Annotated in this window: 10 protein-coding genes; 2 read left to right on the top strand and 8 right to left on the bottom strand. The window is 48.8% G+C overall.

The window, feature by feature from the left end:
* Positions 1-203: 203 nt before the first annotated feature.
* The 6 genes from PKI34_12680 to sufB all read right to left on the bottom strand — a co-directional run bounded on the left by PKI34_12680 (position 204) and on the right by sufB (position 5,967).
* Positions 204-539 (bottom strand): iron-sulfur cluster assembly protein, encoded by a 336-nt coding sequence (locus tag PKI34_12680; GenBank protein ID HNS18665.1) that lies wholly within the window; start codon positions 537-539, stop codon positions 204-206.
* Positions 514-963, bottom strand: coding sequence for a SufE family protein (locus tag PKI34_12675; protein ID HNS18664.1), 450 nt, complete (start codon positions 961-963; stop codon positions 514-516). Before PKI34_12675 ends, PKI34_12680 begins: the two co-directional genes overlap by 26 nt.
* A gap of 112 nt (positions 964-1,075) precedes the next feature.
* Complete coding sequence (locus PKI34_12670; GenBank protein HNS18663.1) at positions 1,076-2,296, bottom strand: cysteine desulfurase; 1,221 nt, start codon at positions 2,294-2,296, stop codon at positions 1,076-1,078.
* Positions 2,297-2,319: 23 nt separating this feature from the next.
* Complete coding sequence (gene sufD / locus PKI34_12665) at positions 2,320-3,732, bottom strand: Fe-S cluster assembly protein SufD (protein HNS18662.1); 1,413 nt, start codon at positions 3,730-3,732, stop codon at positions 2,320-2,322.
* Between the two features lie 14 nt (positions 3,733-3,746).
* Positions 3,747-4,487: a Fe-S cluster assembly ATPase SufC gene (sufC, locus tag PKI34_12660; protein ID HNS18661.1), complete on the bottom strand. Its 741-nt coding sequence runs from the start codon at positions 4,485-4,487 to the stop codon at positions 3,747-3,749.
* 31 nt (positions 4,488-4,518) lie between these two features.
* Positions 4,519-5,967, bottom strand: coding sequence for a Fe-S cluster assembly protein SufB (gene sufB, locus PKI34_12655; GenBank protein HNS18660.1), 1,449 nt, complete (start codon positions 5,965-5,967; stop codon positions 4,519-4,521).
* A 187-nt stretch (positions 5,968-6,154) separates the two neighbouring features.
* Between sufB and thiL the strand changes: the two genes are divergently transcribed.
* Together thiL and uvrC are read left to right on the top strand one after the other, a co-directional pair.
* Positions 6,155-7,297, top strand: a complete 1,143-nt coding sequence (gene thiL / locus PKI34_12650; GenBank protein HNS18659.1) for a thiamine-phosphate kinase — start codon at positions 6,155-6,157, stop codon at positions 7,295-7,297.
* Positions 7,294-9,105, top strand: coding sequence for an excinuclease ABC subunit UvrC (uvrC, locus tag PKI34_12645; GenBank protein HNS18658.1), 1,812 nt, complete (start codon positions 7,294-7,296; stop codon positions 9,103-9,105). Before thiL ends, uvrC begins: the two co-directional genes overlap by 4 nt.
* Positions 9,106-9,153: 48 nt before the next feature.
* On the opposite strand, the gene PKI34_12640 is transcribed toward uvrC, so the two are convergent.
* Positions 9,154-9,852 carry an energy transducer TonB gene (locus PKI34_12640; GenBank protein ID HNS18657.1) on the bottom strand — a complete coding sequence of 233 codons (699 nt, stop codon included), beginning with the start codon at positions 9,850-9,852 and terminating at the stop codon, positions 9,154-9,156.
* A 142-nt stretch (positions 9,853-9,994) separates the two neighbouring features.
* Positions 9,995-10,375, bottom strand: coding sequence for a glycine cleavage system protein GcvH (gene gcvH, locus PKI34_12635; protein ID HNS18656.1), 381 nt, complete (start codon positions 10,373-10,375; stop codon positions 9,995-9,997).
* Between the last annotated feature and the right edge of the window lie 63 nt (positions 10,376-10,438).

Raw genomic sequence — 10,438 nt, 5'->3', positions numbered from 1 at the left:
TTCGTTGTCATTCGTTGTCATTCGTTGTCATTCGTTGTCATTCGTTGTCATTCGTCGCCTATTATTACCATAATGACTATCAATGACTATTTAATGACTACTTAATGACTATTTAATGACTATTTAATGACTATTTAATGACTATTTAATGACTATTTAATGACTACTTAATGACTACTTAATGACCACCAATGGCTACCTCATCACAAAAACCCCATCTCCAGCAGTCCTTCCTGGGAGATCATGTCCCTTGACCACGGGGGATCAAACACCACTTCGACCTTCACCCCGGAAACGGAATCCAGTTTCCGGATTCTTTCCGAAACTTCCACCGGCAGGGATTCTGCCACCGGGCAACTGGGAGCTGTCAGGGTCATCTTGATATAAACAGTCCGCTTGTCATCCACCAGAATATCGTACACCAGGCCCAGATCATAGATGTTCACCGGGATCTCCGGATCAAAAACCGTTTTCAGTTCACGGATGATCAGCTGTTCGATCACTGCTTTTTCCTCATTGCTCAGCGGAGTCGGATTCAACTTTCCTGCTTTTTGTCTGAAACGCCAGTGCATATAACTTTATTTGTTTGATCATCGATAACAATCCATTCGCCCTGGTCGGGCTCAGATGCTCTCTGAGTCCTATGCTGTCAATGAACTCCAGGGGTGCCTGAAGGATGTCACAGGTAGGTTGACCATTTAAGACCCTGATCAACAGGCTGATGATCCCCCTGGTGATCACGGCATCGCTGTCTGCGGTAAAATACAACCTGTTGTCCTCCTGGCGGGCATGCAACCATACACGCGACTGGCATCCACTGATCAGATAGTGATCTGTTTTCAACCCGGGATCGATCAGCGGCATCAACTTTCCCATCTCGATCAGGTAATTATACCGGTCGAGCCAGTCATCAAACTGGCTGAACTCACCTACAATCTGTGCTTCTATTTCCTGAATGGTCATACGTGTACTTTCATTGTCAGGATTTACCCCCGGGCAAGCCCAGGGGAATTTATCCCCTGCACCCCTCCCCCGTGCAGGGGTAGGGTACATTACTTGATTCCAACCCATCGTTTCACCGAAACATTTCAATGACTTTGCTTAGGGCTACAGTCAAAGCGTCTATTTCGTCCTTCCTGTTGTAAAATCCGAACGATATCCTTATCGTACCGGGAATGCCGTATATGTCCATCACAGGCTGTGCACAGTGGTGTCCGGTTCTTACGGCAAATCCAAGCTTATCAAGCACCGAGCCTGCATCATACGGATGGATGTTTCCTGCCAGGAAGGAGATGACTCCTGCCCGGTTCGCACTTTCACCAATCACTTTAATTTCAGGGATAGTCTTCAGCCTTTTCAGAGCATAAGCCATCAGGTCGTTCTCATAAGCAACAACCTGTTTGTATCCGATCTGATCGAGGTAGATCAGTGTGGCTTTAAAACCAAGGATGTCAGCAACATTTGGCGTTCCGGCTTCAAATTTATACGGAAGTTCCCCAAAGGAAGATTTTTCGAAGGTCACATTGCTGATCATCTCTCCCCCGCTCTGGTAAGGAGGTAATTTCTCCAGCCACTCCTCTTTTCCGTATAGGATGCCGACGCCCATCGGACCGTACATTTTATGGGCTGAAAAACAATAAAAATCGCAATCCAGGTCGCACACATTCACCTGAAGATGAGGCACTGCCTGGGCACCGTCCATCAGGACAGGAATGTTCTGATCGTGGGCAATCCTGATCATTTCCTTCACCGGGTTGATCGTACCCAACACGTTTGAAACGTGCGTAAGCGCCACCAGCCTGGTCTTCTCATTCAGCAGGTTCCGGTAGGATTCCTGAAGCAGCTCACCCGTTGGATCAAACGGAATCACCCGCAGAATGGCACCTTTTTCCTCACACATCAGTTGCCAGGGAAGGATATTGGCATGGTGCTCCATGGCGCTGATGACGATTTCATCGCCCGGCCCGACAAAAGCCTTCCCAAAACTACTGGCTATCAGGTTGATCGATTCGGTCGTACCTTTTGTGAAGATCACTTCGTGTGCGTGGCGGGCGTGAATGAACTCTTTGACCAGTCCGCGGGTTTCTTCAAAAGAAGCCGTTGCCTGCTGGCTGAGAAAGTGGACCCCGCGGTGAATGTTGCTGTTGATGGTCAGGTAATAATCCGTGATGGCATCGATGACAACCATCGGTTTCTGCGTTGTGGCCGCATTATCAAGATAAACCAGCGGTTTGTTGAAAACACGCTGGCGAAGGATTGGAAAATCAGCTCTTATTTTTTCGACATTGAATTGCAAAACAGCCAGTTTTTAGCAGTGGATCATATTTTACTCATATCGATATCGAAAGAAACGGTATTTTCCCTGGTTCTGCAATTCAGCACGCACTGGTCGCAGATGGACAGTTCACCGCGAAGGCGTTTTTTGACAAGATCATCGATCCTTAAACGAAGCGGTTCGATCGTTATTTTATTGATCACCTCCGCCGCAAAAGCATACATCAATAATAAACGTGCATTGTCGTACGATATGCCTCTTGACCGGATATAAAACAGTGCATCCGGATCAAGCTGACCCACGGTGGCCCCGTGACTGCATTTGACATCGTCAGCATAGATCTCCAGGAAGGGTTTGGTATTGACGGTTGCCTTGTCGGTCAGTAACAGATTCTTATTGCTCTGGTAAGCCGTGGTCTTCTGAGCGTCGCGGTGAACGTGTACATGACCGTTGAACACAGCCCTGGCCTGGTCGTCGATGATGCCCTTGAAGAGTTCATTGCTGGTGCTCCCTGGTTTTAAATGGTTCACCAGGACCTGATTGTCCACGTGTTGGTTTTTATCAACCAGGTAAAGGCCAGCGACGTTCGACTCACAGTTTTCCCCGTCAAGGTCAACATAAATGTCATTGCGGATAAGACCTCCGTTCAGAACAGTTCCGTGGGCCGACAGCCGGCTGTTCTTTTTCTGATGAAACAGGGTTGAATTGATTACGGTTGAGTTGTTGTTGATGTTTTGAAGCTTGTAATGCTCCAGACCGGCCCCATCATTCAGGAAGACATCCGTTACCGTGTTGGTAAAGCTTTTCTGCTGGTTCAGTGAATCATCGCAATGGACAAGGGTCAGCCGGCTGTTACTGCCCAGGATGATCAGGTTGCGGTTTTGAAGGAAAAGATTCCGGGGATGGTCAATCATGTTGACCATCTGGATAGCCTTTGTAACCTGAACGTCATCCGGTACGTAAATAAAGATCCCGTCCTGCGCAAAGGCCGTATTTAAGGCGTCAAGTCCAGTGGTTGCCACGCGGTTGAGGCGGGCATAGCTTTCCTCCACCAGCCGGGGAACGTGTTTCAAGGCCTGCACCAGGCTGCCAATGACGACACCATCGGGTCGCCGGGTCCAGGCGCCGTTTTCGGAGGCATACCAGCCGTTGTACAGGGCCGTCAGAAAGGTGTCAAACTGCGGAATGTCGCAGCGCAGCATACTTGAAGCATCCCTGTTTTCGGCAGGCGGATCAAAATGCTGATCATATTCCTCGGAAAGCGTTTTTTGCAGGTCCGTATTCCGCCAGCGCTCCAGCTGATCACCCGGGAAGCCCCATTCCATGAAATTCCGGAAGGCTTCCTCCCGGATACGGGTCAGTAAGGGAGTGTCATTCCGTGAAATGGCCTTGAAATACCGCTGGAACCGCTCAGCCAGTTGCTCTTTCAATGTGATGGTCGTTACTGTCTGTTCCATTTACAGGATATCCATTAATTTTTCAGCCAGGTGTAGCCTTTTTCCTCCAATTCAAGGGCAAGTTCTTTCCCTCCTGACTTGACGATTTTTCCCTTGTAGAGAACGTGCACGAAATCGGGCACAATATAATCCAGCAACCGCTGATAATGTGTGATCACAACAATGGCATTGTCGCCGGAGCGCAACTTGTTCACGCCGCTGGCGACAACTTTCAGTGCATCGATGTCAAGGCCTGAATCGGTTTCATCCAGGATCGCCAGGGTTGGCTCAAGCATGGCCATCTGAAAGATCTCGTTTTTCTTCTTCTCTCCTCCTGAAAATCCTTCATTCACCGACCGGTTGGTCAGCTTGGAATCAATGCCCACCAGCTTCTTGTTCTCTTCCATTTTGGCGAGAAATTCCTGAGCCGGCATCGGATTAAGCCCCCTGTATTTCCGTTGCTCATTGATGGCAGTCCGGATGAAATTCGTCATGCTCACGCCAGGGATTTCGACCGGGTACTGAAAGCCCAGAAAGATACCTTCCGAGGCCCTTTCCTCAGGAGAAAGTTCCCGCAGATTGCGTCCCTTGTACGTCATCGACCCTGCAGTTACGGTGTAGGCCTCGTTCCCTGCAATTGCCCAGGCAAGTGTGCTTTTGCCCGTACCATTCGGGCCCATGATGGCATGGACCTCCCCGGCCTTTACCTCAAGGTTCAGCCCGTTAATGATCTCCTTTTCATTGATGGATACGCTCAGATCCTTTATAATCAGCATAACTTGACAGATTGAAAAATGGTTGTTCGTATTATCCGACACTCCCTTCTAGACTGATGGAAAGGAGTTTTTGTGCTTCGACGGCAAATTCAAGGGGGAGATGTTTCAGCACTTCTTTTGCATAACCGTTGACGATCAGCCCCACGGCATTTTCGGTGCCGATCCCCCTCTGCTGGCAGTAAAACAACTGATCATCAGAAATTTTTGATGTCGTTGCTTCGTGTTCAACGATCGAAGATTTATTTTCCACATTGATGTAAGGGAAGGTGTGGGCTCCGCATTGGTCGCCCAGCAAAAGTGAGTCGCACTGGCTGTAGTTCCTGGCGTTTTGAGCTCTTTTGATGATCTTGACCAGTCCGCGATAGCTGTTGTTGCTCCTGCCGGCCGAAATTCCCTTGGAAATGATCGTGCTTCGCGTATTTGAACCAATATGGATCATCTTGGTGCCGGTATCTGCCTGTTGATAATGATTGGTGACGGCTACCGAATAGAATTCTCCGGTTGAATGATCTCCCAGCAGGATAACGCTGGGATATTTCCAGGTGATGGCAGATCCGGTTTCAACCTGCGTCCACGATATCCTGGAGTGGCTTCCCTTACACATGCCCCTCTTGGTGACAAAATTGTAGATGCCCCCTTTCCCCTCTTTGTCGCCCGGGTACCAGTTTTGAACGGTGGAGTATTTCACTTCCGCATCTTTCATCGCCACGATCTCCACCACGGCGGCGTGAAGCTGGTTCTCATCGCGCATGGGCGCCGTGCATCCCTCCATGTAGCTTACATAACTCCCTTCATCGGCAATCAGCAGAGTTCGTTCAAACTGACCATACTTGGCGGCATTGATCCTGAAATAGGTGGACAATTCGATGGGGCATCGCACACCTTTGGGTATGTAACAAAAAGAACCATCGCTGAATACCGCGGAATTCAATGCGGCGAAATAATTATCGTTTAAAGGAACGACCGATCCCATATATTGCCTGACCAGATCCGGATGTTTTTGAACCGCTTCACTGAAGGAGCAGAAGATGATACCCAGTTTCTCGAGCGTATCGGAAAAGGTCGTTTTCACTGAGACACTGTCAAAAACGGCATCCACGGCAACGCCGGTCAGCCGCTTCTGCTCTTCCAGCGAGATCCCTAATTTTTCAAAGGTCTTCACCAGTTCCGGATCCACTTCGTCGAGGCTGCTTAATTCAGGCTTTTTCCTGGGTGCAGCATAATAATGAATATCCTGGTAATCAATCCCGGGGTAGTGGAGATGCGCCCAGCGGGGCTCCTTCATCTTGAGCCACTCCCGGTAAGCCGTCAAACGAAAATCCAGCAGAAATTCGGGTTCGCCTTTTTTGGCCGAAATAAAACGAATGGTGTCTTCATTCAATCCCTTTGGTGCCGTTTCCGTTTCAATGTCGGTCACAAAACCGTATTTGTACTCACCCTGGGTGATGTGATCAAGAAAATTATTTTGATCGGTATCCATTCCTGTCTGTTTCGGAATAAAATTCAGTTGACCGGCAAAATTACGAATTATTGCGTCATCTTATTTAAAGCCCACATTATAAAACAACAAGGTCAGGGGAATGTTCAGCGCTTGCAGCTTTTTGACATAGATCGGTACGATCCCGTAATCCCCTATCTTTGTACCGGTTTTGAAAATAATTGATCTTATGTTCGACAACAGAAAGAAACGAACAGAACTATCCGAACTGGGTGAATTTGGTCTGATCGATCATCTGACCCGCAACATCAGACACCGGCAGCCCGCTACGATCAAAGGAGTGGGCGATGATGCGGCTGTACTGGATTACCAGGGCAAAAAGATCCTGGTCTCTACGGATCTGCTTCTTGAGGGAGTCCATTTTGATCTGACCTTCACCCCATTGAAACATCTGGGATATAAGGCAGCCATCGTCAATTTTTCGGATATCGCGGCCATGAATTCCCTGCCCGCTCATCTGACCGTCAGCATAGCCGTTTCGAACCGGTTTTCGCTGGAGGCCATTGAGGAAATCTACTCCGGCATTCAACTGGCGTGTGACCGTTATCAGGTTGACCTCATCGGAGGGGATACCTCCTCAAGCGTGACAGGCCTGATGATGTCGCTCACGGTCCTGGGTGAGGCAGAGGAGAGCGACATTACCTACAGGGATACGGCCAGGGAAAATGACCTGATCTGTGTGAGCGGTGACCTGGGGGCTGCATACATGGGGCTTTTATTGCTCGAAAGGGAGAAGAAGGTCTTTAACGCCGATCCTTCCATCCAGCCTGATCTCGGGGGTAACGATTATATTCTTCAGCGGCAGCTGAAGCCCGAGGCCAGAGTGGACATCGTCAGGAAACTCAAGGCATTGAAGGTAAAACCCACCGCAATGATCGATATTTCGGACGGGCTTGCCTCCGAGGTTTTGCATATCTGTACGGATTCAGAAACCGGCTGCGCGATCTATGAGGAAAAGATTCCCGTTGATCCTGCAACGCTTGCGATGGCACAGGAAATGGGCATTGATCCCACCATCTGCGCCCTGAACGGCGGGGAAGATTATGAACTGCTCTTTACCATTGACATACACGACTACGACACATTAAAGGATGATCAGGAAATCACGGTGATCGGTCATATGACCCATCAGGCCAGCGGTATGAATCTCATAACCCGGTCAGGGACCCAGGTGCCGCTGAGGGCTCAGGGATGGGATGCGTTCAAAGAGAGGAGAGAGGAGAGAGGAGAGAGGAGAGAGGAGAAAGGAGAGAGGAGAGAGGAGGGAGGAGAGAGGAGGGAGGAGAGAGGAGAAAGGAGAGAGGAGAAATGAGGAAGGGGATGGACCATCTGGAGCCGCTGATCCGGACAATGCCGGAAAGACCCGGGATCTATCAATATCTTGACAAAGACGGTAAAATTATTTATATTGGAAAAGCAAAAAATCTCAAAAAACGCGTATCCTCCTATTTCAACAAAGACACCTCCCTCAGCGGAAAGGTAAGGGTGCTGGTCAGCAACATTGCCGACATACAACACATGGTAGTGGATACAGAGCTGGATGCCATCCTGCTGGAGAACAACCTGATCAAGAAATACCAGCCCCGGTACAATGTTCAATGGAAGGATGATAAAACATTCCCGTGGATCTGTGTCAAAAATGAACCCTTTCCGAGGGTATTCCCGACACGTACCGTGGTGCACGACGGATCCCGTTATTTCGGGCCCTATGGCTCCGTCAGGATGATGAAGACATTGCTGGAACTTATCCGTGTGCTCTATCCCCTGCGCAATTGTTCGCTCCATCTGTCACCGGCGAATATCAGGCGCAAAAAATTCAAGGTATGTCTCGAATACCACATCGGCAATTGCAAGGGTCCCTGTGAAGGATTGCAGTCTGATGAGGACTATAGGGCATCGGTCGCATCCATCCAGGAGATCATCAAAGGGAACATTCATACGGTGATTGAACAGCTGCAGGGTTTGATGAAGGATTACGCTGCCGGTCTTGAATTTGAGAAGGCGCAGATGGTCAAGGAGAAGCTCATCCTGCTGGAACGCTATCAGAGTAAGTCATTGGTCGTCAATCCGAATATTCACCATGCGGATGTGTTTTCGATCGTATCCGATGAACGTTACGGGTATGTAAATTACCTCAAGGTAGTGAACGGTGCCATTGTCCAGGCCCACACCATCGAGATACGGAAAAAAATGGACGAGCCGGATGAGGAATTGCTTGAACTGGCCATCGCTGATTTCCGGCAGCGTTTCAGCAGCGATGCACCCGAAATGATCATTCCGGTTGCCCTGGATCTGGCGTACCCGGATGTCATCCTGACGGTTCCCCGGAGGGGTGATAAAAAAAAGCTGCTTGATTTATCTGAGCGAAATGCCAGGTATCTACAGGCAGAGAAAGAAAAACAGCGTGAACTGGTGGATCCTGAGCGTCATTCGAACCGGATCCTGACCACCCTGATGAAGGACCTGCGCCTGAAAGAAATGCCCGTGCGCATTGAATGTTTTGACAATTCGAATATCCAGGGGAAATATCCGGTTGCAGCCATGGTGGTTTTCAGAAATGGAAAACCGGATAAAAAAGAGTACAGGCATTTCAACATAAAAGAGGTTGAAGGACCTGATGATTATGCTACGATGAAAGAGATCATATCCCGGCGTTACAGCAGGGTACTGGAAGAAAAAGGTGACTTGCCCCAGCTGATCATCATTGACGGAGGTAAAGGACAGGTCCACGCCGCCTCGTCGAGCCTGGAAGAGCTTGGGATCAGGAACAAAATTGCAATCATCGGCATTGCCAAAAAGCTGGAGGAGATCTATTATCCCGGGGATCCCCTCCCCCTTTACCTGGATAAGAAGTCGGAGAGCCTGAAGTTGATCCAGCAGTTGAGAAATGAAGCGCACCGGTTTGGCATCACCCATCACCGCAAGCGCAGGGAAAAGGGCACCATTAAGACTGAACTTACCTCCATTCCCGGAATTGGGAAAACCTATGCACAAAAACTGCTCAGAACCTTCAAGTCCGTGCGGGGTATCCGTAAGGCTTCCCTGGAAGAAATCCAGCAAGTCATCGGAAGACAGAAAGGCATTGCACTTTACGCGCATCTCAGAAATGAAGACGCCTGACCCATTCAATGCAACGGGTCAGGCGCCTTAAAAGTTGAGGATGATTGTTTATCCCTGGAGCGTAAACTTGATGGGCATCGTGAACTGGACCCTGACGGGCTTCCCGCGCTGTTTTCCGGGATTCCACCTGGGCATTTTCTGGATCACGCGGATGGCTTCTTCATCACAACCTCCCCCAATACCTCTCAGCACCCGTACAGCGCTCACTGATCCGGATGGCTCAACGACGAATGTCATATAAACCGTGCCCTGGATGCCACTTTCCCTGGCCATCTGCGGATATTCGATATTTTCCTGCAGGAACCGGATGCGGGCTTCCTCACCTCCGGGAAAGGAAGGAGATTCTTCAACAACAGTAAAGATCTCAGCCTCTTCGATTTCTTCTTCATCTGCCTCAACAGCTGAAGGCGGTGGCGCCACATATTCTTCCATCTGTGTGTTCTCATCCGATTCAGCATCGATCATGATGTCATCCTCAATGGTGACGTCATCATCAACGATTTCAAGGATGGTTGTCTGAGGCGGGGGGGTGGGAGCCGGTGGTTTGGCCATTTCCTGTTCGGTTTGAATGATCACCTCTTCGATGACTTCAATGTTATCCCTTGCACCCAGTTCCAATTTTGCACGTTCGTATTGCTTCCATTCAAATGCAAGCAGAACGATGGCCAAAACAACGATTAAACCAATCTGTGTGAAGAGCGTCCGTTTACTTTCAAGGTCGGATTTTTCAGTTTTACGTGGATCCATGGTGTTTCGTTTTAATCGTTTTTTGAATTCAACCTGCCAAGATAGGTCTTTTACAGGAAATTTACAAATTATTTTATGAATAAAAATGCATCAAATAGTATGCCTGAATGAATCAGTTCAAGCGTCAACTACAGGCCATTCATCAGGCACCGATGACCTGCCTGTACCCTTCCGCATTCAGCAGTTCGTCCAGTTCAGAAACGTCACTGATCCTTATTTTTACGATCCAGCCATCACCGTAAGGATCCTTATTGACCAGTTCCGGTTGATCTGCAAGGGATTCATTGAATTCGACAATTTCGCCCGATACCGGCATAAAGATATCCGATACGGTTTTGACGGCCTCAATGGTACCGAACGTTTCCCCCTTTGACAATGATTCGCCGACTGTTTCCACTTCAAGGAATACAACGTCACCGAGCTCACTCTGGGCGAAATCAGTGACACCGATGTATCCAAATTCATTTTCTACTCTCAACCATTCATGGTCTTCAGTAAATAGCAGATTATCAGGTACTTTCATATAAATTCAAAAATTTAGAAGTTAGAATGTCAAAATTAGGAAAATTGTTGGTTGATGAGGTGA

The organism is Bacteroidales bacterium (assembly GCA_035342335.1).
In the GTDB taxonomy this organism is placed as follows: Bacteria; Bacteroidota; Bacteroidia; order Bacteroidales; family JAGONC01; genus JAGONC01.
The sequence above is the reverse complement of the archived record's forward strand: the minus strand, read 5'-3'. Positions and strand labels throughout refer to the sequence as shown.

Bases quoted from the DNA above. Each gene is read 5' to 3' on its own strand.
- uvrC (HNS18658.1), top strand. From the start codon at position 7,294: ATGAGGAAGGGGATGGACCATCTGGAGCCGCTGATCCGGACAATGCCG.
- PKI34_12640 (HNS18657.1), bottom strand. From the start codon at position 9,852: ATGGATCCACGTAAAACTGAAAAATCCGACCTTGAAAGTAAACGGACG.
- gcvH (HNS18656.1), bottom strand. From the start codon at position 10,375: ATGAAAGTACCTGATAATCTGCTATTTACTGAAGACCATGAATGGTTG.
- sufB (HNS18660.1), bottom strand. From the start codon at position 5,967: ATGGATACCGATCAAAATAATTTTCTTGATCACATCACCCAGGGTGAG.
- sufC (HNS18661.1), bottom strand. From the start codon at position 4,487: ATGCTGATTATAAAGGATCTGAGCGTATCCATCAATGAAAAGGAGATC.
- thiL (HNS18659.1), top strand. From the start codon at position 6,155: ATGTTCGACAACAGAAAGAAACGAACAGAACTATCCGAACTGGGTGAA.
- PKI34_12675 (HNS18664.1), bottom strand. From the start codon at position 963: ATGACCATTCAGGAAATAGAAGCACAGATTGTAGGTGAGTTCAGCCAG.
- sufD (HNS18662.1), bottom strand. From the start codon at position 3,732: ATGGAACAGACAGTAACGACCATCACATTGAAAGAGCAACTGGCTGAG.